Consider the following 24453-nt stretch of genomic DNA (forward strand, 5'->3'; position numbering starts at 1 on the left):
AATATGTTCAACATTTTAGGGGAACCTAAAAAGTTTCCCCTTCTCAGGAGTTATTTTTTGTCGTGCTGGAGGGAATTGACCCAAAAAATTTTCGCAATGGAATCGGCAGAGTTTTTGATTTGGAGTAGGTCAGAAGCAAGGAAAATTGCACTGTCACCCGATTCCAGAGAATAGTTACGATCCCGAAAATTCAGTTCCAGATTTCCATCCAATACCACAACATTCTGCTCAAATTGATTTTCAAACCAACTGGGAAGCGGATAGGAACCGGGCGCCACCTTGATCTCGTATAACTCCAGTTTTTCGTTTTCATCTTTGTGAAGAGCTCTTGCTTCCAGGTTGCCTTTGTGTAATTTCAGAATCCGCGCTTCTTCTTTTTTAATAATTTTGGGATTTCTTAAAAACAAATCGGGCACCATTTCTGCGATTGTAGTGCGCAACGCTTTCGAAAGTTTCCAGAGAATCCCGATGCTAGGTGTTGTTTTGCCGGATTCGATCAAACCCAACATTCCTCGACTAACGTTTGATATTTGAGAAACCCTCTCCATGGAATATCCAAGCTCCATTCTGCGTTTTTTAATGGTTAGTCCCAGAACACTTGTTAGTAGTTCTTCCGCTTCAGTTTTGGTTTGGTTTTCTAGAACTTCTGTCTTCTTCATAAAAATCTCTCTTCCCTTTTTTAAAAGGTAGCCCGAGCTTTTTCCATGAATTTAATATATTGGATAATTTGTAAAGTATAATAGAAAATATTCGGAATTCTAGAAAGAAAATGATCAAAAATAGGGTGAATTCTGTTATTCTTAACGAAATTGGAAGATTATAAAACCCAAAAGAATCCACCCTTGGCGGGAAAAATCCTAAATTTGTCCCCGTCAGGTAGGCCAGTTGCGGGATTACCGCAACCAACCAAAGAAAAGAAGGTTTTTTACCCGTGGTTTTCCAAAAAAAGGGGAGTAGAAAAAGAAAATACCAAGGATTCACAATGGGAGCGAGGAAGAGGAAGAATAGAAAAAAATAACCGGTGTTTTCAAATGCCTTTTCTTTTGTTCGAAACAGTTTCTTTCTTTGGAGAAAGAGAAAGGCTGTCGTAAGTAGCAAAATTAAAATAACCGCGAGCCTTGCCTGGTTTTGGAACAGAATTCTGATGATGGGGAACAGAAGGGAATTGAACTCGAATTCCCTTCCGAACGTAAAAACGGAAAATAGATCCCAGCTCCAATTTCCATCTAATAGAATAGGAAGAAAAACAAAAGGAGTAATAACACCTAATATAAGATAGATGGCATTTGCAATCAGTCTGATAAAATAAGAACGATTCAAAGATTGATCGGGACTCCATTGTAAAACCAGTAACGGTATGAAAAATACCACAAACAACTTGCAATGAATTCCCAAACCGAATACGAACCAAGCTGTCCTTTCGTAAGATTTTTCATTCAACCATATGGAAAATAAAAGAAAAAACAAAGGAATCAGTTCAAAATGCGCATTTGCATAAACTTCTTTCAGTAAGATGGGAAATAAAAAATATAAAACAGCCGACTTTGCATTTTTTAGAGAAAATATAAAATATACGATCGCAAGATCAAATAAGATATAACCTATCTTTAAAGCGATTAAGGAATAGTAAGAGAGTTTGTGAACGAGAGAAAAATAAACTTCAATCAGAGGAAAGTAAATGGCGGTCCAATCGGGATGATTGATCCTGGAAAGTATTTCGGAACCTGTTTCATCAAATAATAGTTTTGTGTTTTCTGAAAAAAAAGATTCCGGAGAATAGAGATAAGGAGAAATTCCATTGGAGACAAGACCTCCTTCCCAAAGATAACGTGCCCAATCATCTTCCCAGATCGGGTTGGAAAAGGAAAAAAGGATACGTAAGATCAAACCGAAAAGAATAAGTTTGGGAAAGTTGGTCTTATAAAATTTCAGTGGAACGGTTGTTAGTAAATAAAAGGAGCCGGTTAAAACAAAGAGAATCGGGATATAGGAGAGAATTCCCCGCTGAACCGTATAGAAACCGAAAGATAAGGATAAGGAAAAACATAGAATAAAAAAAAGATAGGGAAGTATTCTTCCCCAATCGCTTTGTAGATTTTTAAACACGCATTATTTATTAAAACTCAAGTTATTGCATCGTTCGCATATTTCTTCTGGAATAACACCTAACTTCATTAAGATCCCGAAAAAGAAACATCCGGCGCAAAACCCGAGGAAACTTTCCAAAGAGGCAAAGAAAACCAGGATGCCAAGTACAATGTTATATGCAGTTGCTAAGTTGAGAAAATAAAGGACCAATGCCGCGAGTGCAAAACTAAATCCGATAACTTGCGCAAATCTTTTGGGAGGCCCTGCGGTTCCTATAAAGGAAATCTTTAATTTGGGAACGATCCAGTTGGCGGTGAGCCAAGCGAACGGTTCATATTTGGGTCCATAGCTCAATCTTGCCGTGAATCCAAAGAGAAGAAAGCCTAGAAGGTATGGATTGGGAAAAAGAATGGAGGATACTCCAATCACAACTACGGAAAAAGCAACAATTCTGGTCGCATTTTCGTTCACTACATCCGGATAATAACCAAGTCTCATAAAATTCTTACCTAGTACTTAGAGTTCTGACCTGGGGTGAGTGATCAAGAAAAATTCGTTTTTGCAGATGAAAAGTTTATTTTATTGACGTAAATTGGCTATTTTCGTGCATTATATCCATAATAATTCGAGATTTTTTAAGAAGACGTCTAAGTTCGAGGGAAAGTAGAGAGGGAAATAGAATGAAAAGAACAGCGGAAATTATATTCAATTCCTACGGGATTTTGGCCTTTTTAACGGCTTTCGTGTTTGCAGTAGGTTCCGACTTAATCAGTGCTGACCAACGGAAGAAATGGGATCTGGCAAAATCCTGGGTTATTTCTGCGGAACAGGCTTACCAACTGAAACAATCCGGAGCTGTTTTTTTAGATGCACGTGATATTTCCCTTCGGTTTTTACCCAGAATCGCGGATATAAAATCCGTAACCTGGGAGGAATTCTCTCTTAGTGGATCACCTAATAATGGTAAGCTGTTGCCGAAAAAGGATATTCTTTCAAAATTAGAAAAACTAGGTATCACCGAAAAAACAACCGTAGTTGTGATCGGTGATCCGTTGAACGGTTGGGGGGAAGAAGGCAGAATTGTATGGACATTGCGTTCCGTCGGTTATCAGAATTCTTTTTGGATCGACGGTGGTGCGAAAGCTTACTCTAGTTATCTGGTAGAAATAGGCAAGGGTAAACCTCCTGTGAAGCAGGAATTAAAATCCAACCCGGGCAAATCCTCTGAGCTGGATATCGACCACAATCAATTAAAATCAGCATGGAGAGCGGGCGACAAGAACTTGTACATCGTAGATGTAAGGGAAGAAAGAGAGTTCAAAGGTGAAACTCCTTATGGCGAGTCTAGGGGCGGTCATATACCGGGTGCAAAATGGATTTATTTCAAAGAATTTTTAGATGATAAAGGATACCTTAAGTCCAAAGAAGAAATCCAAATCATTCTGAACCAACAATCCATCTCCAAAAACGGAACCGTTGTTTCCTATTGCACCGGAGGGATCAGATCCGCTTGGACCACCTCCGTATTGTTATCTTATGGGATCAGCGCTAAAAATTATTCTGGATCCATGTGGGAATGGTCGGCACTCAGTGCATCCGATTATCCGTTAGTGAAATAATCATTTGAACGGATTCAAAACCATTTCGATTTTCTTCTCTGTATCCGTTCTATTGGCTTTTGCCGTTTTTATGGGACAAAAATTAATTTCCGATCCTGTTCCTGTAGAGAAGGTGTTCCCAGGAAAAGTATGGGCAAAGACAGTTGCGCAACTTCCCGACTTGCAGGGAGTAGGCGCCCCTAGAGCGGAAAATTGCGGAAAATGCCATGAGGAAATTTATAAGGAATGGAAGTCTTCTACTCATTCGGAAGCTCTTTCCGACTTGCAGTTCCAGGCGGAACTTTCCAAAACTTCCTCACCAAAATGGATCTGTTTGAACTGTCATATTCCAATACAAAATCAGAGAGAAAACATCGTAGTGAGTTTGAATCACGGAGATTACTTTCAACCGATAGAAATACCAAACCCGGGGTTTGATCCGATCATGCAAAAAGAAGCGATCACGTGCGCAACATGTCATGTGCGCACGGATGGAAAAGGTGCTTCCTATGTGATCGGTGCCAACGGAAAAACAAATCCTCCTCACCCTGTAAAAATCGATGCGGAAGCTCTACGTAACCGCTGTTATGATTGTCATAACGAAACTTATGAATTGAATGAAAGTCTGGTATGTTCTTTCCAAACCGGCGGGGAACTTAAGGAAGCATCAAAACATTTCTCCGAAAAAACCTGTGTGAATTGTCATCTTCCTTCCGTGCAAAGATCCTTTGTAATTCCTGCTTTGAAAAGACCTAAGAGAAATTCACACAAACACGCGTTTATCGGTGGTGGGGTTCCTAAAAGATTCGAACTTTATAAGGATCAGATCCCCGGTGGCTACAAGCCGGGCATTGCACTTGTCGGTTGGGAAAAAAAAGACTCCGATATTGTTGTTAAAATTCAAAACGGGAACGCGGGACATTATTTACCTTCTGCCGACCCCGAAAGACATTTGAAATTGGAATTGGTATGGCTCGATAAGGACAGAAAGGAAATTGCAAAAGACAAGATTCGTTACGGGCAGGATTGGGAATGGTCTCCCAAGGCAAGGAAAGTTGCCGACAACCGTTTGAAGCCGAAAGAAATCAGAGATTGGAAAACAAAGATTTTCAGCCAGGAAGCGGTGTCGGTAGTCCTTAGGGTTTATCATGTACGACTTACGGATACCACTTCCGATTATGTGGAAAAATATACCGTGGGCGCTCCGAAGGAATATGAGGATAAGATCAAAGAATTAAAAAAACATTACCCCCATAGTTCTTTGGTATTGGAATCGGAATACAATTGGAAAACAAAAAAGGTTTCCAATACCGCTCTTCCCGACTTATTTAAGTTAAATGAGAGTCGTCGTGGAGAATAATTCCTGTGTCATTATCCCTGCAAAGAACGAAGAGGGTTCCATTGCGTTTGCCCTCAAAGGTCTATTGGATACAAAACTCATTTCGAAAGAAAATGTATATGTGGTTGATAACGATTCTACGGACAAGACCAACGAGATTGCAGTATCCTTCGGAGTGAACGTATTATTTGAGAAAGAGAGAGGTTATGGCAATGCCTGCTTGCACGCACTTTCCGAGATCGCAAAGAGGAAAAAACAGCCCGATTGGATCCTTGTTTGTGACGGAGACGGTTCCGATGATCCGGGCGATTTGAGTTTATTGATAGAAGCATATCATTCGCAAAATGCGGATTTGGTGATAGGATCGAGAACCATAAAGGAAGTGGAAAAAGGCTCATTGGGTTTTTTGCAAAAATTCGGAAATTGGCTGACTTGTTTATTGATATTGATTTTTTTTCGCCAAAAATTTACGGATCTGGGTCCTTTCCGGATCATTCGTTACCAATCTCTTTTGAAACTTAACTTGATAGATAAAACTTGGGGTTGGAATATTGAAATGCATGTGCGTGCCTTGCAGGAAAAAATGAAAATTGTAGAAGTGGGAGTTTGGTACAGACGAAGACATGCAGGCGTATCCAAAATTTCCGGTAATTTAGTCATGGCAATTCGTGTGGGAATCAAGATCCTTTATACTTTTTTCAAACTATTGATTCTTCGCGGCCGTTAGGCAGGGTGTTTGTCGAAGTTCTATTTTATATTTTATTCCATTGCCATCTTTCTCTCAGTTCATTCATTTGATCGAAACGATCCGATCAATGTCTTCGTCATTTGGCTTTCGCTTTTTAGTATCTATATTATTTCTTTTCGCTACCTCTCCGATTTTACAACCAAACAGATATTATGTTTAGGAATACTGCTGCGGATTGTAACGGTCGGGGCGATTCCTTCCCTTTCGGATGATTTCTATCGTTTTTTGTGGGACGGATATTTGGTATCGCATTCGATCAATCCGTTTGCTTTCTCTCCGAATGAATTTTTGGAACAGGGCGTTCCTGTGACGGAAGAGGCTTTGTCGCTTTACAGGAAGATGAACAGCCAACCGTATTATTCCGTATATCCTCCTTTACTTCAAATTCTGTTCTATCTTCCTTGGTTTTTCGTTCTTTCTTTTTTTGCAAAAATCATACTCCTGCAATTTGTTCTTCTGTGTTTTGAAACAGTAAACTTATCTTTGATAGGCGGAGATAAATCAAAAAAGAAATTTTGGATTTATGCGGGCAATCCTCTTGTGATCATCGAATCCGTTTCTCAGATTCACCCGGAACCGATTTTGGTATTTTTGATTTTATTATCTTACAGGCTGTTTGAAGCAAAAAAGTTTGTCGGTTTTCATTTTGTTTTTTCTTTGTTTCTGCAAATTAAGCTGAGTTTGGTATTTCTGATTCCAGGAGGTTTTTTTCTACTTCCTAAAAAGAAAAGAATCTTTTTTATTTTTGCCGTATGTTTGTCTCTCACGGTTCTTTTCTTCAGTTTATTTTCCAAATTGGGAAACCAGGCGTCCTCAGGAATCGGTTTGTTTTTTCATTCTTTTCGTTTTCATTCTTTATTCGAGTTCTTGATTTATTTCGCATTGTCTCCGTTTGCCGAGTATACTTATTTGTCCGGGACGATTGCATTGATTATGGGAGGCACGATTTATTTATTCTATCTATATGCTAAAAATCGTAACTTAAACGAAGCCATTTTTGTAGGGTTTCTTTTGATGCTTTTGTTTTCGCCTGTGATCCATCCTTGGTATACTCTGCCGTTATTTGCGCTCTTAAGTTCTAAGATTCCTTATACAGGTGTTTTTCTTGTTTTTTCTATTTTCTCCGGATTTTCGTACTTATTGTACTCAATTCAATATACATTTTTTTCAGATTTTTTTTTCATGATAGAAGGAGTTAGTTTATTTGCCTGCATTTATGGAAGAGCGTGCATTAATTATTTTCGCAAAAAATCCCAGATTAGGAAAGGTAAAAACAAGACTTGCGGAAGGTCTTGGTGAGATTTTGGCCTTGGAAGTTTATATCGAGCTTCTGCGCATCACTGATCATATCATTCGATCCTTACCTGTGACAAAATATATTTACTGGGACGGAGGAATACCGGAGAATCAGAATTATTTTTCGGAAGACTGCATTCATAGAAAGCAAGTGAATGGGGATCTCGGTTTGAAAATGGGGGAAGCATTTTCCGAAGTCTTAAAGGAACATTCGTTAGTTTGTATTATTGGTACGGATTGTCCTTATCTATCTTCGGAAATTTTGGTAAATGCTTACGAAAACCTTGCCGGTAAAGCGGATTATGTGATCGGGCCTGCCTTGGATGGGGGGTATTATTTACTCGGATTGAAAAAAGTTTTTACCGGATTATTTCAAGATATGGTCTGGAGCACAGACAAAGTGTATGAGACTACTGTGAAACGCGGTGAAAATTTAAACCTTTCTTCCTATATCTTACGAGAATTAGGCGACATCGACAGTCTGAATGATTATAAAAACTGGAAAGGAATTTAGATTTTATTCTCTGTTTGTAATTTTGAGCTCTGCTCTGCGCAACAATGCTTGGTCTGTTGTGGTGAATCCGTGATCCAATGGTTTTGTATTTCCATAAAACAGTCTTCTGATTTGATTTTCCTTCACACCATGTATCTGTAAAAATCGGGAGATCTCAAGAGATCTTTTTTCGCTTAAAACCAATTCTTGATTTTCATTTCCCCCGTCCCAAGAATGTGCATGTATCCATATTTCCTTATTTTGATCGGCTAATAAAAGTTCTGTGAATTTTTGAAGTTTAAGTTGTTCGGGTTTTACGATCAGAAATGATTTTTTGGGAAAATAGATTGTCAGTTTTTCTTCCGGTTCATCCCTTTGTACTTTTTTGAAAGGTTCTTCAAATAGTAGTCCTTCATCGGCGGAAAGAGGACTCGAAATCAGACCATATTGAACGGTGTAAGTTAGAGTGAATAAATATAAGAAAAAAGGAAAGAATTTATAATTTCCGGTGCTCACATTATTATTTTCGGAATTCTCGAGCTTACAACTAAGACCAAAATAGAAAAATATGATTGAAATATGTCCCGAAAACAATTCCTTGAAACTAATTCGGCAAGGGTGGTTAGAATGAAACTGAAAGATTTGGCAAATCGTTTAGGTGGCACGGTTCACGGCAACGGAGAACTGGAAATAACAGGCATTAAAGATCTGGAACATCACTCTCCCGTTGACCCGAATTCCATTTACTACGTAGCTTCCAAAAAATATTTATTGAAACATCCGAAGTCAAAAGATGTGCAGATTTCATTAACTGTCCAGTCATTAAGTGAAAACTTTCCGAATGCGATCATTATTCCCGAAGAAGGTTCCAAGGTAAAATTCATAGAGGTCGTGGCTCTCTTTGAGAAAAAGCCGGATTACAAAAGGGAAATTTCCCCTTCTGCCACGATTCATCCTACCGCCAAGATAGGAAAAAACGTAACTATCATGGCGAATGTATTTGTGGGAGAAAATGTAATCGTCGGTGACGGTTGTACTTTCTTTCCAGGTGTAGTTTTGGAACCGGGAGTTGAAATCGGCGCCAACACAACTTTGAAATCCGGCGTTATCATTTATTATAATTGTAAATTGGGAAAAAATAATCTGATCCATGCAAATACCGTAATCGGTGCGGACGGTTTTGGATTCTATGATTATGCGGGAGTTCGTTATAAGGTTCCTCAGATCGGAAATGTAATGATCGGGGATGATGTGGAGATGGGGGCTTGTTGCACTGTGGATCGTGCGGCGATCGAGGCGACTACCATCGGCAACTTCACCAAGTTTGACGATCATGTTCATGTCGGCCATAACTGCCGTGTGGGAAATTATGTTTATATTGCAGGAGCAACCGTGCTTGCGGGTTCCGTTACGATTGAGGACGGATGTTTCCTTGCAGGACAATCCGCTGTGGCCGAACACCTAACAATGAAAAAAGGGTCGATTCTTATGGGACTTTCCGGGCTTACGGAAGATTCGAAAGAGAAAACGGCGTATTTCGGAATTCCTGCGAGACCAGCTTTGGAAATGCATAGAATTCATACTTCTTTGGGGATGATTCCCGATTTGGTGAAAGAATTTCTAAAAAAGAAAAAAGAGAGTTAAACAAAAACAAAGTTTCCGACAGGAAGAATATTATTTTTTGCTTTCTTCGATCCAAACTTTCCAAACATCGGGAACGTATCCTACCACGGCTCTTTTTCCATCGCGAACGATCGGTGTTTTGAATAGAAGAGGATTTTCCAAAAGCGCTTCTTCCTTATCGTATTTCATATACTTTAGATTTTTGTCTTCATAGACTTTTGATTCTGTATCAATCAAATCATCCAATTTGACCGAGCCGAGGATAGAACGTAATTCTCCCTTGCTCATTTCTTTTTCCTGTAGATTGATAAATTGGAAAGGTATGCGTCTTTCTTGGAAGAATAGCTGCGCTTTTTTTGAATCTTTGCACTTCTTTGTGCCAAAGATCTGCAAGTTCATCCGAAAATAGACTTTTTGAATTCCTCTAACAGAGGTTCGGAGCCGGAAAGCATAAGCTCAATCTGGTCTTTGTCCAAATCATACATCACATGAGCTTGTAAATACTGAGTGAATTCATCGCCCGTTAATTTTTTGGCATCGAAACTTTCTTTTAGAAAATTGTACCATGCAGCAAGAATCACTTTTTGATGGGCGAGTTCTTTAATCCCGATTGTGATGATTTTTGGGGCTTTCATTCGATTCTTACTCCTGAATCATAGTTAAACCAGTTCAATGTCAATCCAAAAACCTATGCATGACTGAAAAATACAGATTCCAAGAACCGCTGTTCATATCTAACCTACGCAAGGATTGATTGGTTCCTACGCTGACATCCACAACACGAGTATCATCAAAGACTCCCACTTTTCCATCTTGTTGGATGTAAAAGCTTGATTCTTCTCCGTTATAAGGTCCTGAAAACTTTGCAATGGATGTCAAATGGTATCCTAATCCGATTTGTAAGAAATGACTATCACCTAATCTGCGATTGACGGCAGTTTCCAATCGGAATGCTAGTCCGCTTCCTCTTAGATTCCCCTTTTGCATGGAAAGAGTGTTTACCGAATCCGCTCCCACATTGTATCCGTTGATTTGCCAGTCGGCAGAGGCAAATCCGAATCCTCCCCCGTTTTCCCATTCCCAATTCCGAGAAATTTCAGTTACATAATGATAAGTAACAAGCACATGATAAGAAAAGATCTCCGACTTTAAAGAAGTATAATAGGAATCGCTTGTGGTTTCGGTTAGGTACAGATTGGACAAGTCCTGTCTTCCTATGATGGCTCCTACTTTGTTTCTGGGGTCTAGGAAAAACCGAATGAAGGCTTCGTAAGTGTTTGTTTGTTTTCCGCCGTTCAGATTCAGATCTGAAAAAATCAAAGGATTGAAAGTGGAAGAAAAACTATTCAAATTCCCATCGAATCTTCCCGGGACCCTCCGGCCGACCCCAGTTCGAAGCCCCACCTCCCAAGCGCTGGTCTCCGCAAGGAGAGAAATGGTAAAACATAAGTGGAAAAGGAGGAGAGAAACGAACCCAATACATCTTGACATAACAATTTCATCCAATTTCGTAAGGTTCATCTCGTATGGAAACATTCTTTCAAGGCGATTCGAATTTCACCCTCATCCTTGGCTCAGATATTCTCAGCCCGTATTTTTACCTGATGTTGCTTGCAGGTCTTTATTTGACTCTGCGTCTGGGTTTTCCGCAAATTCGGTATCTATTCCTCTCTTTAAAAATCCTCACGGGAAATATGGACTTCAAAAGCTCCAAAGGACAACTGGTCCATTCTCAGGCATTTTTTGCCGGGATCGGATCTTCCCTATTGACCGGTTCCGTTTTGGGAACCGGTCTTGCCGTTGCCTATGGTGGAATCGGTGTTATATTTTGGATTTGGGTGGTATCTTTATTTGTGATGCCTCTTCGTCTCGTATCTTCCACTCTTGCCATCAAGTTCAGAAATCAATTACCTAGCGGACGTTATCTTTCGGGGCCTATGTATTTTATTGAAAAATCTTTGCGTGCCAAATGGCTCGCAGTTGCATTTTCATTGGGAAGTATATTTACAGTTCTCAGCTTCGGTGGAATATTCCCATTCTTGAGTTTGACCTACATCGCTAAGGAAGGATTGAATTTTCGGGGGATGTCCGGGCCGATTGCCATCGCGGTTATTTTATTATTCATCGTGGTCGGAGGGATTCGCCGTGTGGGAAGAACCGCTTCCATACTTGCACCTCTTGGAATCATTTTATTTATCATCGCTTATTTCAGTTTGTTCGGAGAAGGCCTGGTTGCTTTTTTTCCTTATTTGAAAGACGTAGTTTCGCAAGCATTCTCCATGAAAGCATTGGAAGGCGGCGGGGCTTTCGGAGTATTGCGTGCGATTTCCGTTTCTCTCGGAGTATTCTTTCTTTCTACAGAGACAGCAGTGGGGAAATCTTCCGGGGTTGCAGGTGTGGTTCGGACGGATTATGCCGCAAAACAAGGGTTAGTGAGTATGCTCGCTACCTTCTTCGAAGGTTTCATCATGGCGACTCTCATCGGATTCGTATTGTACTCGTTTGGTGCTGTCACTGCCGAATCCATATTCGCTTTTCCTGCGAGAATTTTGGAAAGTAGGGAATCCTTTCCTGCACTTGTGTTGTTCACATCCTTTTTGTGTTTCGGGATTCTCAGTCTTGCCGGTTGGTTTTATACGGGAGAACAAAACGCATTTTATATCTTCGGGGAAAAATTTGCCAATTTTTTCAGAATCCTTTTTATCGGTGTGATCGTATTATCAGCCTTTGTATACAATATTTACGGTAGTAATGTGTTTCTTTTTGCGATGAAGATTGGTTATACGGTGGCAGTTGTTGCTTCCATCCCTCTTCTGGTATCTTTGATTTTACTTGGAAAATCGGCAAATTTGGAACTTAAAAAATACATTTCCGAATCCGGAGCAAGGTATGAAATCTTTAAAGATATCTACCTGTTGTTTTTAACTCTGCTTCCTAAAAATCTGATTTCAAAAATCTTCGGATATTTTTCCACTTTGAGACTTCCCCGTTTTATGATGATCCCTCTTTTGAAGGCATTTGCAAAAGCCTATAAGATCAATTTGAACGAGGCAGAGCTTGAGATTCAGGAGTATGCATCTCTCAATCAATTTTTCACTCGTGCACTTCGCGCGGAAGCACGTATCATCGATTCCGCTTCCAATGCGGCGGTATCTCCTACGGATTCCAAGATCACCAGTTTCGGAAATATCAATCAGTCTACGATCATCCAGGCAAAAGGAATCGATTACTCCGTAAAAGAACTGCTTGGTTCTGAAAAATATTATTCCGCTTTCACAAACGGAAAATACATCACTTTCTATTTGTCTCCTCAGGACTATCACCGCATCCACTCTCCGTTTGGCGGTCAGATCCTCGGTTATTATTATGAGCCGGGGAAATTATTTCCTGTGAACGATTTGGCAGTTTTGAATATCAGAGGTCTTTTTCCGAAAAACGAAAGATTGATTACTTTTTTGCAAACAGAATACGGTAAAGTCGCAGTAATTAAGGTAGGAGCATCTAACGTAGGCAAGATTAGAGTGACTTATGACGACAAGATCGTTACCAATAACTGGATTCGGTTTTCCAAAGAACATATTTATAAGGATGTTTCCATTATGATCGACAAGGGTTCGGAGATGGGAAGATTTGAAATGGGTTCGACTGTCATATTGGTATTCGAAAACGATACGATCGACCTTTCGCCTAACGTACAATTAGGGGAAAAGATCCAATACGGAACTGTCATCGGCCAATTCAAAAAGAAGATTATTCAGCTACCGGTTAAACATAAGTTATGAATTCTCAATTAGCCACATTTCCCAAAGAAATCCATTTCGATGACGAGAGTCTTTTCATCCAATGGAAAGACGGTTTTGAATCGAAATTTTCCCTTTTGGATTTGCGTAAAAAATGTCCCTGTGCTACTTGTAGAGGAGGGCATGGGGGGAAGATTGGTGCGGCTACCAAACAGATCCAGTCCATCAAACTTCTTTCCTGGACAAAAGTGGGGAGATATGCGATTTCCATTGTTTGGAGCGACTATCATAACACAGGAATTTACTCTTATGACCACCTTAGAGCGTATTCTGAGGGAAAAGAGGAAGCTTTCGACTAAAAACCCTTACTTTTTGTCAAACTAGAAAAAAACTAGGTGACAGAAAAAATCGTATTATGTCACATTATCCTAAGTTTTTTCGGAGAAATAGGGTATGGGTGAAGGTTCGCTCTCACAAGATGAAATAGATGCGCTTTTGCAAGGTGCCGACGACACATTTGATTTGTCCTCGCTCGGCGGAGCTGCAAGTTCTGATTCAGATACCCTTTCTCCCATCGACAGAGATATTATTTCCGACGTAGTCGGTTCCGCCTTCCAGGTCGCCGGGAACACACTCGGAACCATTTTAGCAAAAAACACCCGTTTTATGAATCCGGCAACTGAGTCCAGTTTGGCGACCGAAGTTCAAAAGGAACTCGGCACCAAAACAGTTTGTCTTTACTCTAACTTGAGCGGAAGTTTGACGGGAAGAGTCAGCCTCATCATGGCACAGGAAAATGCGGCAAAAGTCGCAGGTGTGATGATGGGCGGGATGACTCCTCCCGGTCAACTGGACAATGCGCAATTACAAACATTAAAAGATTCCATGTCTCCGATCATAGGCACGATTACCGCACAGATTGGTATGAAGCTGAACGGAGCGATGTCGGGAACGCCTGCTGATATTGCCGTAGTCAACGCAGCGCGCGATTTGCAACTTCCCGATGATTCCAATCTGGTAAAAACTACCTTAAGTTTGAATATCGAAGGAGTCGGTTCGTTTAAGGTATATTATGTGATCTCTCTTTCCATGGCTCACTCCATTTTGGACATCCAAAAAGGAGGAGCGACCAAAGCTAGCAGTGGCGGCGGTGGCGGTATGAACGTTGCCGTACCCGGTGGTGGAATGGGTATGGGGATGGCGCAAAGTTCCGTAGGGATCAAGGGAGTGAACTTTCCTTCTCTCGCTACGGCAGGAGCAGGCCCCGGACAAACAAATCTTAATCTTCTTATGGATGTGCAGATGGCTCTTACCGTTGAACTCGGAAGAACTAAAATGTATATCAAAGACATACTTGGGTTAGGTGAAGGTTCCATCATTGAGTTGGATAAACTCGCGGGTGAACCAGTGGATCTTCTTGTTAACGGTAAACTCATCGCCAAAGGCGAGGTTGTGGTCATTGATGAAAACTTCGGTGTTCGTGTAACAGATATCGTAAGTCCGACGGATAGATTAAAAGGGGAAAAATGATCCCGAATTTTTGGAAGAATAAGAGAAACGGGGTACTTATGTACTTTTTTATTCTGTTATCTTTCTGTGCTTCCGTATCCGTATTTTCCCAGTCCAACGCAGATCAAAAAGAATTGGATCAGGTTTTGCGCAATGAATTGGGAGTCTCCGATGGCAAAACCAAACCGGAACCGCAAAACCAAGGTCAGCCGAGTCCCGCCAAGGAAGAATCCAGAGACGCCGAACCCAACCTGATTCAGGAAAGATACAACGATCAGTCGGATGATTCTCCTTCCGCCACTTGGATTTTGGTAAAGATATTATTCGTATTATTCATACTTGTAGGTGCCGGTTATTATTTGGTGATCAAGATGCAGGCAACCAAGTCTGCAAAATACCCCGTGAAAGGGTTTATGAAAGTTTTATCCAGTCTTTCCCTTTCGCCGAATCAATCTTTGCAGATTGTGGAAGTGGGGAATCGTTTGCTGGTTGTGGGTGTTGCCGACGGATCAGTAAGTCTTATCAGTGAAATCAATAGCCAAGAGGAAAAATCACAAATCTTGAAATTAAAAGAGGAAGCAGATCCATATGTTCCCAACTTCCTTGAAACAATGTTAGAGAGCCTACAATCAAAAGCGCTGTCTAAAAAAATACGTATCAATAAAAACTCATTTGAATCCAATTCGGATGCCCATTTGGAAATCCAAACGAAAGCTCGGGAAAGTTTGGATCGTTTGCGGAAACACAGAGAGATGTTGGAAGGAGGGCAGTCATGAAAAAAATTCTGACAAGTCCTTCCGCCCGGAGGAAAATTCTCTTTTCACTCGGCTTACTCGTGTTTATCGGATTCTTTTTGGCGAGTCCGATCGCGCTCTCAGCGCAAGAGACTGGTTCGAAAGGTCTGAAAATTCCGATTCCGAATTTATCCTTCAATGTAAATGAAGCGAAGTCGCCCAAAGAAACCAGCCTTTCTTTGATGATCCTGTTTCTCGTAACGATTCTTTCTCTTGCTCCTGCGATTGTTATGAGTCTTACTTCCTTTACAAAAATCGTAATCGTATTTGATTTTGTGCGGAGAGCTTTGTCTCTGCAAAATCTGCCGCCAAACCAGGTGATGATGGGCCTTGCCCTGTTTGTTACTTTCTTTATTATGGCACCTACAATCGGTAAGGTGAATGATCAGGCTTTGCAGCCTTTCCTGAACGGCAAAATCGACCAAACCCAGTTTATGGAAGGTTCGATGAAACATTTGCGCGAATTTATGATCCGTCAGCTGGGAAAAGACGGAACCAAGGACGTTGCACTTTTCCTTAGAATCGGCAAGGTACAAAATGTTAAGTCTTTTGAGGATGTTCCTTCCTATGTTTTGGTTCCCGCATTCATGCTTTCCGAGATTAAAAAAGCATTTATCATCGGCATCTATATCTTCATTCCTTTTATCGTCATTGATCTTATCGTAGCCTCCGCTTTGCTCGCAATGGGCTTTATGATGTTGCCTCCTGTGATGATTTCACTTCCTCTCAAGTTGATTCTATTCATCTTGATCGACGGTTGGAACCTGCTCGTGCTTGAACTTGTGAAGAGTTATAAATGACGGAACTGGACGTGGTCAATCTGATACGAGAGGCTTTTATCGTGACTTTGAAAATATCAAGTCCGATCCTGATCACGGCTCTCGTTGTGGGTTTGGTTGTGGGTATCATTCAAACGACTACTTCCATTCAGGAGCCTACGATCGCCTTTGTTCCTAAGCTGGTTGCTATTTTTGCAGTGATTATCGTTTTCTCCGCATGGATGGTCCGGGTGATGATGGATTATACCCGTGAGATATTTTTTATGATCGAAAAGATATGATATGGAACCATTTCTACTACATTTCCAATCCTTCCTCTTCGTATTAGCACGGTTATTCGGTCTATTCCTGGTAGCACCTTTCTTTTCGTCCGATTCCATTCAATTTTCTTTCAAGATGATTTTTGCCTTTCTAGTGGCATTGATTGTGTATCCTGTCGTTGCGAGTTCCATGCCTCCTGTGCCCGGCCATATGATCAATTTCGGTCTTTTGGTATTCTCCGAGTTGCTCGTGGGAGTGATCATAGGGTTTATTGTGTCGATCGTATTTGCATCCTTCCAAATGGCGGGAGAATTTTTCAACAACCAGATAGGATTCGGTTATACGGAAATTTTGGATCCGATCACCCAAAACTCACTTCCTGCTATAGGAACGATTAAAAACCTGATGGCAACGGCCATCTTTCTCGTGATAGGTGCTCATCGTTTTCTTATCGAAACGCTCGCCGTTTCTTTTTTGAAGATCCGTTTGATTTCTTTTACGGGAAAAGTCAATGCGGGGCTACTTCGCTTATTGGAAGAATCCATCGGTGCGATGTTTACTGTAGCTTTCAAGATTGCACTTCCCGTGATGGGGATTTTGTTTTTGGTCAGTCTTGTGGAAGGACTGATGGGGAAAGCCGCTCAACAAATGAACGTTATGTCTATGTCCTTTCCTTTGAAGGTGTTTATCGGAACTTTGACATTGATTGCGACTTTGACATTTATCAGTTCCCAGATGACCCAAGGCATTCAGATTTCTTTGGATAAGGCGAGTTTGATGATCAGGGAGTGGCCGAACGAATGATCCCTGAAGAAATTTTAAAACATCCATATTATCTAATTGATCTTCAGTTGTTCGCGGCTGCGGACGAGGGGAGAACCGAACCTCCCAGTGAAAGAAGAAGAAGAGAAGAGAAAGATAAAGGAAATGTTCCCAAATCGAATGAGGTATCCTCCACATTGGTTCTGCTAGGTGGAACGGCCACGATTTTTTTCCTGGGCGATAAATTCGTTCAGAATACGGCAGTATTCATTAAAAAATATCTTTCTATGGGAGTCAGAGTCGATCGTTTCGGCGCAGAGGAATTCCGTGTGATTATGGCTTCCGTGACTCGCGATTTTTTCTCCGTCCTTTGGCCGATTTTTGCGATTACCGTTGTATTTGCGATCGCAGGAAATGTAGTGCAAGTCGGATTTATGTTCACTCCGAGAGCGTTGTCTTTCCGGTTTGATCGCATTACACCTAACTTTAAAAAAGTTTTACCGAACAGGCAGACCATATTCAACCTTCTGAAGTCTTTGGCCAAGGTGATTTTGATCGGTGTGGTCAGTTTTATTCTGATCTCGGGAGATTTTTTAAAAGTTCTGCTTACGGGAAATATGGGTGTGATGGAATCAATCTCACTTATTTCCTATTCCGGATTTAAGATCATGATGACAGTCGGAGTCATTTTGCTTGCGATCGCAGTTGCCGATTTTTTCTTCCAAAAGTCAGAGTTTGAAGATTCCTTGAAACAAACTCCTTCCGAAGCCAAACGGGAGATGAGGGATGATTCGGGAGATCCTATTCTAAAGAACAGAAGGATGCAACTTGCCCGCGATATGATGCAAGGCAATATGCTGAAGGAAGTGCCCAAGGCGGATGTAGTCATCACAAATCCCACTCATTATTCCGTAGCGTTATTATATGAATTGGGAAGAGATCAGGCGCCTCGTGTGATAGCAAAGGGTGAAAATCAACTTGCTTTGCAGATCCGCCGCATAGCAAAAGAAAACGATGTCCCTATCATCGAAAGCCCGGCACAAGCGAGATTATTGTATGCACAGGTGGAAGTAGGTCAGGAAATTCCGAATGAGTTTTTTCAAGCAGTCAGTTCGATATTGATGACTCTTGAAAAGTTTAAGAGAAAAGTAGGCATGGTATAAGCAGGCGAATATGAATTATTTACGAGATATGTTGAAACAGTCCGATCTTATCCTTGGTATTGGAACACTTGTTATACTAGGGATGTTGATTGTCCCTCTGCCAGGATTTATACTGGATGTTTTGCTTGTGATCAGTATCGGGCTCGGATTACTTATTTTACTCAATGCTCTTTCCGTTACTGAACCGAGCGAGTTTTCCATTTTTCCGAGTTTGCTTTTGATTACTACTTTATTCAGGCTCGCATTGAACGTATCCACTACCCGGGCGATTCTTTCAAAAGGCCCCGCGATGAACTCCAGCGTGATCGAAGCTTTCGGAACTTTCGTTGTAGGAAGCGAGTCGGGACTTGGAAAATACGTAGTGGGTCTTATCATCTTTATCATACTAACAATCGTTCAGGTATTGGTAATCACCAAAGGTGCAACCAGGATCTCTGAAGTGGCTGCAAGATTTACATTGGACGGATTGCCTCAGAAACAAATGTCCATCGATATGGAATTGAACAGCGGTTCCATCACGGAGCAGGAAGCGAAGATCAAACGTAAAAAAGTCCAAAGAGAAGTGGATTTTTACGGGGCTATGGATGGAGCTTCCAAGTTCGTGCAAGGGGATGTAAGAGCGGGACTTATCATCACTGCAATCAATCTGGTCGGAGGGATCGTCATAGGATCCACCATTCGGGGAGAATCCTTTCTGACTGCGATTGAAACTTATGGTAAGTTTACGATCGGGGACGGACTTGTTTCCCAAATCCCCGGACTACTTTCCACAACTGCTACAGGTATCATTGTTACCCGATCAAGTTCGGAGAAAAAATTGACTCTGGAAGTAAAGGATCAGTTGTTCGGAAATTCGAAAACACTGTATGTCGTAGCGGGAGCTTTGGGTCTTGCCAGTTTGATTCCCGGTCTTCCTTTTTTCTCTCTCATCATTTTATCTGCGGGAATCGGTTATCTTGGTTATTCCATCGAACAAGTGGCTAAAGAAGAAATCAAAAAAATAGAAACGGTCGCTCAGGAAAAAGTGCAAGAACGAAAACCGGAAAATTATATCAAAGAGATTTCAGTAGAAGCCATCCAGGTGGAACTGGGAAGGGATTTACTCCCTCTCGTCGATGCTTCGTCAGGCGGTCATTTGCTGGAACAGATTGCGAATACGCGCAAAAAATTTGCAACTGACTTTGGTTTGGTGATTCCTGCGATCCGAATTGTGGATAATTTGGAAATTCCTCACGACAATTATACGATTCGAATCAACGGAGTTGTGGTAGGTCAATCCGTAGTGAAAGCGGATCGGCTCATGGCGATGAACAGTTCTCAAAGAGAGCTGGAACCGATTTCGGGAGAAAGTTTTGTAGAGCCTGCTTTCAGCATGAAAGCAACTTGGATCGACCCTCAAACCAGACCCGAAGTAGAGAACAAGGGTTATTCGGTCGTTGATCCTTCCACAGTCATCATCACTCATTTGAAAGAATTGATTTCCACTTATGCATCTCAACTCTTGGGAAGAGAAGAAGTGAAAGCACTTCTCGAACATTTGCGCCAAACCCATCCTACTCTTGTTCAGGAATTGGATTATGATAAACAGGGAAGACTAGGTGTGATCCAACAAACACTTCAGAATCTTCTCGTGGAAGGTCTTTCCATTAAAAATCTTCCGAAAATTATGGAAGCGATTGCAAATAATATCACCAAGTCCTTGGATCCTTTTTTTCTTTCCGAATCGGTCCGTCAGGCAATCTCCAGACAGATAGTGAATGATTTTCTTGCCGTCGACGGAAAATTGCATGTGGTTACCATTGACCCTCGCATCGTAGATCGTTTGAACCGAAGTTTGATGCAGGACGAAGTGGAAGGAAAAATCATCATCCTTCCTCATGAAGTGAGAACCAGGATTATGGAGTCCCTTTATGCGGAATTCCAAAAAGCACTGGAAGAGAACCGTTTCCTTATCTTTGTCATTGCCCGTTACCTCCGCCAGCCGTTTGCTTTCTTTCTCGCCAAGGAAATCCCTCCTAGGAACTTTGCCGTATTGGCTTCGGAAGAAATCCAAAGATCTGTGCCTACCGAGATTGCCTCGGTACTGAGTCTAGTGTCCAAGGAAGAACATAACCAAGAAGCCTAAGAGCAAGGCTTGGAATCAATGACCCCTAATTACCGTTTGTCGGTCGCTCCTATGATGGACTGGACCGACAGACATTACCGATACTTTATGCGTCTTATCACGAAAAAGACGCTCCTCTATACGGAGATGGTGACAACAGGCGCCATCTTAAGGGGAAAAAATCGAGATCGGTATTTAAAATTTTCTCATGAAGAATTTCCGTTGGCGTTGCAGCTCGGCGGTGATGATCCGAACGATCTTGCGGAATGTGCAAAGATCGGAGAAGATTACGGCTATTCTGAAATCAATTTAAACGTAGGTTGTCCTTCCGACCGTGTGCAGAACGGAAGTTTCGGTGCCTGCCTTATGAAAGAGCCGGACAAAGTGGCTCGACTTGTTTCGGCAATGAAGTCATCCACCGCTCTTCCCATCACCGTAAAACATAGAATAGGTGTAAATGGGAAGGAAAGTCTGGAAGATCTTCTCCATTTTGTAAAATCCATCCGTTCCGCAGGCGTGGATAGGATCATCATTCACGCAAGGATCGCCATACTGGAAGGTTTGTCTCCTGCGGAAAACAGAACCGTCCCCCCTCTTCGTTATAACGATGTTTATGCGGTGAAAGATGAATTTCCCGAACTTTCCGTTACGATCAACGGAGGAATCAAGTCTCTTGAAGATTCAGGCAAGGAATTCTCCCGGGTGGATGGGGTGATGATCGGTCGGGCGGCTTATGAAAACCCCTATTTATTTGCAGATGCGGATTCGCTATTCTGGGATACTCCTTCTCCCGGACTTTCCCGCTTGGAAATTCTGGAAAGATTGAAAGATTATCTTAGGGAGATGGAAAAAGAGAAAATCCGTCCTCATTCTATTTTAAGACATACCCTCGGACTTTATCATGGAAATCCGGGAGCGAAAGTTTACCGAAGATTTCTTTCGGAAAATATGCACAAACCAAATGCAAATTATACGATCATAGACGAACTGATCGGGAAAGCTAAGGAGCATCAGTCGCATATTCTTTAAAACTTCGGTTTGTCAACCCAAATAAAAACTAGTATTTACAATAAGCAAACCTCCATTAGGTGGGTGCTTGTTCCTTAGACTTCTGAAACGGTCTATAATGCGATGTTTGTTTATCCAAAATCTGTTAAAATCAAATTGGTTGACAGGAGAGTTTCGCTTCCCAGCCTGGTTTTTTGAGAGGGAAATTTATATGACCAAGCCACTCACAGTTCAAAGCGATAAAACGATGCTCCTCGAGGTTGATAACCCCGAATACGAGGCTTGTCGCGATCTTATTTCCAAATTTGCAGAGCTCGAAAAAAGCCCGGAATATATGCATACTTACCGCATTTCCCCTCTATCTCTTTGGAATGCGGCATCCATTAAAATGACGGCTGAAGAGATAGTAGAAGGGTTGGTTGGTTTTTCCCGCTACTCTGTCCCGAAAAACGTGATGAATGAAATCAAAGAGCAGATTTCCCGCTACGGAAAAGTAAAGCTCGTGAAAGAAGAATCAGGTGAGCTCTATATCATTTCCAATGAAATGGGATTTATCACTGAGATCGCAAACAACCGTGCCGTACAACCGTTCGTAGACGGAATGGAAGGCGACAAGATCCGAATCAAAAAAGAATACCGTGGTCATATCAAACAAGCTCTGATCAAAATCGGTTTTCCCGTAGAAGATTTGGCGGGTTACGACGAAGGAAACAAATATCCTTTCAACCTAAAGCCTGTTACAGGTGGTGGAACCAAGTTCGGAATGAGGGACTACCAGAGGGCATCCGTGGAAGCTTTCCACGCAGGTGGACGGAACGAAGGCGGTTCCGGGGTAGTTGTTCTTCCTTGCGGTGCGGGCAAGACCATCGTTGGTATGGGTGTGATGCAAATCGTGGGAGCGGAAACTCTCATTCTTGTAACGAACACTTTGTCCATTCGTCAGTGGAGAAATGAAATTTTAGACAAGACCGACATCCCCGAATCGGATATCGGCGAATATTCCGGTGAGATGAAAGAGATCAAGCCGATTACAATCGCTACTTACAACATTCTGACTCATAGAAAGAAAAAAGGCGGAGACTTTACGCATTTCCATATCTTCAGTGCAAATAACTGGGGTTTGATTGTGTATGATGAGGTGCATTTGTTACCGGCACCTGTGTTCCGCATGACATCGGAACTCCAAGCAAAACGTAGGTTAGGTTTGACTGCTACTCTCGTTCGTGAAGACGGACTGGAAGAAGATGTGTTCTCACTCATCGGACCGAAAAAATACGATGTGCCTTGGAAAGAGTTGGAAGCCAAAGCTTGGATTGCAGAGGCGAACTGCATTGAGGTTCGTGTTCCGATGGAAGAAGATTTGCGTATGCGCTATTCCGTTGCAGACGACCGTGAAAAGTTCAGACTTGCTTCTGAAAATCCTGAAAAACTCAGAGCGATCAGTTATATTCTTAAGAAACATGCGACGAATAACATCCTTGTGATCGGGCAATATATCAATCAATTGGAAGAGATTTCCCAGACTTTTAAGATTCCTTTGATTACGGGAAAAACACCTCTTCCCGAAAGACAGGAGTTATATCAGGCATTTCGTTCCGGCCAGATCAAACAGCTTGTAGTATCTAAGGTGGCAAACTTTTCCATCGACTTGCCGGATGCAAACATTGCGATTCAAGTATCGGGGACTTTCGGTTCCAGACAGGAAGAAGCGCAAAGACTCGGAAGGATTCTCAGACCGAAATCGGGAGACAATACCGCGATTTTTTACTCGCTGATTTCCCGAGATACGAACGAAGAGAGATTCGGACAAAACAGACAGTTGTTTTTAACGGAACAAGGTTATGAGTATGAAATTTATACTCTTGATCAGTTCAAAGAAACAGTAACAGAAGAAGCATTAAGTAAATAAAAAGGAACAAAATGAAACTCGTTGCACAAAGGTTAGATGTAGTAGAACCCTCTCCCACCCTTGCCATTACCGCCAAAGCAAACCAGCTGAAGGCAAGTGGTTTGGATGTTGTCGGTTTTGGTGCAGGTGAACCGGATTTTGATACTCCAGCCCACATCAAAGAGGCTGCAAAAAAAGCTATGGATCAGGGGAAGACCAAGTATACTCCTGTTAGTGGGACCGTAAGTTTGAAAGAAGCGATTATTCAAAAGTTCAAAACGGACAACGGGCTGGCTTACGAAAAAAATCAAATCATTGTGGGAACGGGTGGCAAACAAGTTCTGTATAATTTTTTTATGGCGACTTTGAATGCAGGAGATGAGGTAATCATCCCTGCGCCGTATTGGGTGAGTTATGCGGATATAGTGCGTCTTGCGGAAGGTGTTCCTGTTATAGTTTCGACTGATATTGCAAGCGGTTTTAAAATTTCTCCCGAGCAGTTGGAAAAGGCGATCACACCCAAGACAAAAGTATTTATATTCAATTCTCCTTCCAACCCGACAGGTGCGGTCTATACCCGTTCCGATGTCGAAGCTTTGGTAAAGGTTTTGGAACCGAAGGAAATCATTACCGTTTCCGACGATATTTATGAAAAGATTCTCTACGACGGTTTGGAATTCGTAAACCCTGCGATGATTTCCGCGAAGATGAAGGAAAAAACTTTTGTCGTCAACGGAGTTTCCAAGGCATATTCCATGACCGGATGGCGTATCGGTTATGCGGCGGGAAATGCAGAAATCATAAAAAATATGGATACGATGCAAGGACAATCCACTTCCAACGCTTCTTCCATTTCCCAGGCTGCCGCCGAAGCCGCGTTAACCGGAGATCAAGGCCCTGTTTCGGAAATGAAAAAGGCGTTTGATAATCGTCGTAAGCTGATCGTTTCTCTTTTGAATGGTATCCCTGGAATCAATTGCAGAATGCCCGAAGGCGCCTTCTATGCATTTCCTTATCTAACCGGTGTTTATGCACTGCCGGGTTTTCAAAAACTACAAAAAGAAAAGAATGAAAAATCCTTATCCAAATTATTCTGTGACGTGCTCTTGGATAATTACAATGTAGCCGCCGTTCCCGGAATTGCATTCGGAGATGATAATGCTCTTCGTCTATCTTATGCGTTGGGTGAAAAAGACATAGAAAAAGGTGTGTCTCGAATCAAACAGATGGTTGAGGACTTAAGTAAATAAAGTCGAAAGG

At 41.7% G+C, this 24453-nt stretch carries 25 protein-coding genes; 18 read left to right on the forward strand and 7 right to left on the reverse strand.

Features of this window, described 5'->3' with window-relative positions; translation table 11 throughout:
- Window positions 1-50: 50 nt before the first annotated feature.
- Genes EHS11_RS18755 through EHS11_RS18765 form a run of 3 tightly spaced genes read right to left on the reverse strand, consistent with a single transcriptional unit; the run spans window position 51 to window position 2586 of the window.
- Window positions 51-659 (reverse strand): XRE family transcriptional regulator, encoded by a 609-nt coding sequence (locus EHS11_RS18755; RefSeq protein ID WP_135765876.1) that lies wholly within the window; start codon window positions 657-659, stop codon window positions 51-53.
- Complete coding sequence (locus EHS11_RS18760) at window positions 619-2106, reverse strand: hypothetical protein (protein ID WP_135765877.1); 1488 nt, start codon at window positions 2104-2106, stop codon at window positions 619-621. The genes EHS11_RS18755 and EHS11_RS18760 overlap by 41 nt, the downstream gene beginning before the upstream one ends.
- A gap of 3 nt (window positions 2107-2109) precedes the next feature.
- Window positions 2110-2586 (reverse strand): DUF4395 domain-containing protein, encoded by a 477-nt coding sequence (locus EHS11_RS18765; RefSeq protein ID WP_135765878.1) that lies wholly within the window; start codon window positions 2584-2586, stop codon window positions 2110-2112.
- A 182-nt stretch (window positions 2587-2768) separates the two neighbouring features.
- Between EHS11_RS18765 and EHS11_RS18770 the strand changes: the two genes are divergently transcribed.
- Genes EHS11_RS18770 through EHS11_RS18790 form a run of 5 tightly spaced genes read left to right on the forward strand, consistent with a single transcriptional unit; the run spans window position 2769 to window position 7583 of the window.
- Entirely contained in the window at window positions 2769-3707 is a 939-nt protein-coding gene (locus EHS11_RS18770) for a sulfurtransferase (protein ID WP_135765879.1), read from the forward strand.
- A 4-nt stretch (window positions 3708-3711) separates the two neighbouring features.
- Complete coding sequence (locus EHS11_RS18775; protein ID WP_246048060.1) at window positions 3712-5046, forward strand: multiheme c-type cytochrome; 1335 nt, start codon at window positions 3712-3714, stop codon at window positions 5044-5046.
- Window positions 5036-5752, forward strand: coding sequence for a glycosyltransferase family 2 protein (locus EHS11_RS18780; protein WP_246048061.1), 717 nt, complete (start codon window positions 5036-5038; stop codon window positions 5750-5752). The genes EHS11_RS18775 and EHS11_RS18780 overlap by 11 nt, the downstream gene beginning before the upstream one ends.
- Before the next feature lie 9 nt (window positions 5753-5761).
- A complete protein-coding gene (locus tag EHS11_RS18785; protein ID WP_135765881.1) occupies window positions 5762-7072 on the forward strand; it encodes an MptA/MptB family glycosyltransferase in 1311 nt (436 codons plus the stop codon).
- A complete protein-coding gene (locus tag EHS11_RS18790; protein WP_135765956.1) occupies window positions 6990-7583 on the forward strand; it encodes a TIGR04282 family arsenosugar biosynthesis glycosyltransferase in 594 nt (197 codons plus the stop codon). Before EHS11_RS18785 ends, EHS11_RS18790 begins: the two co-directional genes overlap by 83 nt.
- Window positions 7584-7586: 3 nt before the next feature.
- Here the strand turns inward: EHS11_RS18790 and EHS11_RS18795 are convergent, their stop codons facing one another.
- Window positions 7587-8078 carry an OmpA family protein gene (locus EHS11_RS18795; protein WP_167884496.1) on the reverse strand — a complete coding sequence of 164 codons (492 nt, stop codon included), beginning with the start codon at window positions 8076-8078 and terminating at the stop codon, window positions 7587-7589.
- Between the two features lie 111 nt (window positions 8079-8189).
- Here EHS11_RS18795 and lpxD point away from each other — a divergent pair, with 111 nt between their 5' ends.
- A complete protein-coding gene (gene lpxD / locus EHS11_RS18800) occupies window positions 8190-9206 on the forward strand; it encodes a UDP-3-O-(3-hydroxymyristoyl)glucosamine N-acyltransferase (protein ID WP_135765883.1) in 1017 nt (338 codons plus the stop codon).
- Window positions 9207-9236: 30 nt separating this feature from the next.
- Here the strand turns inward: lpxD and EHS11_RS18805 are convergent, their stop codons facing one another.
- The 3 genes from EHS11_RS18805 to EHS11_RS18815 are packed head-to-tail and all read right to left on the reverse strand — an operon-like array spanning window position 9237 to window position 10721.
- The gene (locus tag EHS11_RS18805) at window positions 9237-9584 is read right to left on the reverse strand and encodes an arsenate reductase family protein (RefSeq protein ID WP_135765884.1); all 348 of its coding nucleotides are present in this window, start codon (window positions 9582-9584) and stop codon (window positions 9237-9239) included.
- Entirely contained in the window at window positions 9581-9820 is a 240-nt protein-coding gene (locus EHS11_RS18810; RefSeq protein WP_109020632.1) for a hypothetical protein, read from the reverse strand. Before EHS11_RS18810 ends, EHS11_RS18805 begins: the two co-directional genes overlap by 4 nt.
- A 40-nt stretch (window positions 9821-9860) precedes the next feature.
- Window positions 9861-10721: an LIC_11366 family protein gene (locus tag EHS11_RS18815; RefSeq protein ID WP_425460601.1), complete on the reverse strand. Its 861-nt coding sequence runs from the start codon at window positions 10719-10721 to the stop codon at window positions 9861-9863.
- Between EHS11_RS18815 and asd the strand changes: the two genes are divergently transcribed.
- From asd to EHS11_RS18875, 12 genes are all read left to right on the forward strand, one after another.
- Window positions 10712-12967 carry an archaetidylserine decarboxylase gene (asd, locus tag EHS11_RS18820; RefSeq protein ID WP_135765885.1) on the forward strand — a complete coding sequence of 752 codons (2256 nt, stop codon included), beginning with the start codon at window positions 10712-10714 and terminating at the stop codon, window positions 12965-12967. The two genes, EHS11_RS18815 and asd, sit on opposite strands and share 10 nt — an antisense overlap.
- Window positions 12964-13284 carry a DUF971 domain-containing protein gene (locus EHS11_RS18825; protein ID WP_135765886.1) on the forward strand — a complete coding sequence of 107 codons (321 nt, stop codon included), beginning with the start codon at window positions 12964-12966 and terminating at the stop codon, window positions 13282-13284. The genes asd and EHS11_RS18825 overlap by 4 nt, the downstream gene beginning before the upstream one ends.
- Window positions 13285-13378: 94 nt before the next feature.
- Window positions 13379-14455: a flagellar motor switch protein FliN gene (gene fliN / locus EHS11_RS18830; protein ID WP_135765887.1), complete on the forward strand. Its 1077-nt coding sequence runs from the start codon at window positions 13379-13381 to the stop codon at window positions 14453-14455.
- Window positions 14456-14493: 38 nt separating this feature from the next.
- Window positions 14494-15210 carry a flagellar biosynthetic protein FliO gene (gene fliO / locus EHS11_RS18835; protein WP_135765888.1) on the forward strand — a complete coding sequence of 239 codons (717 nt, stop codon included), beginning with the start codon at window positions 14494-14496 and terminating at the stop codon, window positions 15208-15210.
- 65 nt (window positions 15211-15275) lie between these two features.
- Window positions 15276-16028, forward strand: coding sequence for a flagellar type III secretion system pore protein FliP (gene fliP / locus EHS11_RS18840; protein ID WP_425460604.1), 753 nt, complete (start codon window positions 15276-15278; stop codon window positions 16026-16028).
- On the forward strand, window positions 16025-16288 hold the full coding sequence (gene fliQ, locus EHS11_RS18845) for a flagellar biosynthesis protein FliQ (RefSeq protein WP_109020627.1): 264 nt from the start codon (window positions 16025-16027) through the stop codon (window positions 16286-16288). The genes fliP and fliQ overlap by 4 nt, the downstream gene beginning before the upstream one ends.
- Before the next feature lies 1 nt (window position 16289).
- A complete protein-coding gene (gene fliR / locus EHS11_RS18850) occupies window positions 16290-17072 on the forward strand; it encodes a flagellar biosynthetic protein FliR (RefSeq protein WP_135765889.1) in 783 nt (260 codons plus the stop codon).
- Window positions 17069-18193: an EscU/YscU/HrcU family type III secretion system export apparatus switch protein gene (locus EHS11_RS18855; protein WP_135765890.1), complete on the forward strand. Its 1125-nt coding sequence runs from the start codon at window positions 17069-17071 to the stop codon at window positions 18191-18193. Before fliR ends, EHS11_RS18855 begins: the two co-directional genes overlap by 4 nt.
- A gap of 10 nt (window positions 18194-18203) precedes the next feature.
- Window positions 18204-20318, forward strand: a complete 2115-nt coding sequence (locus EHS11_RS18860) for a flagellar biosynthesis protein FlhA (RefSeq protein WP_135765891.1) — start codon at window positions 18204-18206, stop codon at window positions 20316-20318.
- Between the two features lie 18 nt (window positions 20319-20336).
- Window positions 20337-21326, forward strand: coding sequence for a tRNA dihydrouridine(20/20a) synthase DusA (dusA, locus tag EHS11_RS18865; RefSeq protein WP_135765892.1), 990 nt, complete (start codon window positions 20337-20339; stop codon window positions 21324-21326).
- A 190-nt stretch (window positions 21327-21516) separates the two neighbouring features.
- Entirely contained in the window at window positions 21517-23214 is a 1698-nt protein-coding gene (locus EHS11_RS18870) for a DNA repair helicase XPB (RefSeq protein ID WP_135765893.1), read from the forward strand.
- 11 nt (window positions 23215-23225) lie between these two features.
- Window positions 23226-24443, forward strand: coding sequence for a pyridoxal phosphate-dependent aminotransferase (locus EHS11_RS18875; RefSeq protein ID WP_135765894.1), 1218 nt, complete (start codon window positions 23226-23228; stop codon window positions 24441-24443).
- Window positions 24444-24453: the final 10 nt, after the last annotated feature.

It is taken from the genome of Leptospira ilyithenensis (assembly GCF_004771005.1).
In the GTDB taxonomy this organism is placed as follows: domain Bacteria; phylum Spirochaetota; class Leptospiria; order Leptospirales; family Leptospiraceae; genus Leptospira_A; species Leptospira_A ilyithenensis.

Bases quoted from the DNA above. Each gene is read 5' to 3' on its own strand.
- EHS11_RS18860 (WP_135765891.1), top strand. From the start codon at position 18,204: ATGAATTATTTACGAGATATGTTGAAACAGTCCGATCTTATCCTTGGT.
- EHS11_RS18805 (WP_135765884.1), bottom strand. From the start codon at position 9,584: ATGAACTTGCAGATCTTTGGCACAAAGAAGTGCAAAGATTCAAAAAAA.
- EHS11_RS18875 (WP_135765894.1), top strand. From the start codon at position 23,226: ATGAAACTCGTTGCACAAAGGTTAGATGTAGTAGAACCCTCTCCCACC.
- EHS11_RS18825 (WP_135765886.1), top strand. From the start codon at position 12,964: ATGAATTCTCAATTAGCCACATTTCCCAAAGAAATCCATTTCGATGAC.
- EHS11_RS18770 (WP_135765879.1), top strand. From the start codon at position 2,769: ATGAAAAGAACAGCGGAAATTATATTCAATTCCTACGGGATTTTGGCC.
- dusA (WP_135765892.1), top strand. From the start codon at position 20,337: ATGACCCCTAATTACCGTTTGTCGGTCGCTCCTATGATGGACTGGACC.
- lpxD (WP_135765883.1), top strand. From the start codon at position 8,190: ATGAAACTGAAAGATTTGGCAAATCGTTTAGGTGGCACGGTTCACGGC.
- EHS11_RS18765 (WP_135765878.1), bottom strand. From the start codon at position 2,586: ATGAGACTTGGTTATTATCCGGATGTAGTGAACGAAAATGCGACCAGA.
- EHS11_RS18815 (WP_425460601.1), bottom strand. From the start codon at position 10,721: ATGTTTCCATACGAGATGAACCTTACGAAATTGGATGAAATTGTTATG.
- EHS11_RS18855 (WP_135765890.1), top strand. From the start codon at position 17,069: ATGATCCCTGAAGAAATTTTAAAACATCCATATTATCTAATTGATCTT.
- fliR (WP_135765889.1), top strand. From the start codon at position 16,290: ATGGAACCATTTCTACTACATTTCCAATCCTTCCTCTTCGTATTAGCA.
- fliN (WP_135765887.1), top strand. From the start codon at position 13,379: ATGGGTGAAGGTTCGCTCTCACAAGATGAAATAGATGCGCTTTTGCAA.
- asd (WP_135765885.1), top strand. From the start codon at position 10,712: ATGGAAACATTCTTTCAAGGCGATTCGAATTTCACCCTCATCCTTGGC.
- EHS11_RS18790 (WP_135765956.1), top strand. From the start codon at position 6,990: ATGGAAGAGCGTGCATTAATTATTTTCGCAAAAAATCCCAGATTAGGA.
- EHS11_RS18755 (WP_135765876.1), bottom strand. From the start codon at position 659: ATGAAGAAGACAGAAGTTCTAGAAAACCAAACCAAAACTGAAGCGGAA.
- fliQ (WP_109020627.1), top strand. From the start codon at position 16,025: ATGACGGAACTGGACGTGGTCAATCTGATACGAGAGGCTTTTATCGTG.
- EHS11_RS18810 (WP_109020632.1), bottom strand. From the start codon at position 9,820: ATGAAAGCCCCAAAAATCATCACAATCGGGATTAAAGAACTCGCCCAT.
- EHS11_RS18870 (WP_135765893.1), top strand. From the start codon at position 21,517: ATGACCAAGCCACTCACAGTTCAAAGCGATAAAACGATGCTCCTCGAG.
- fliO (WP_135765888.1), top strand. From the start codon at position 14,494: ATGTACTTTTTTATTCTGTTATCTTTCTGTGCTTCCGTATCCGTATTT.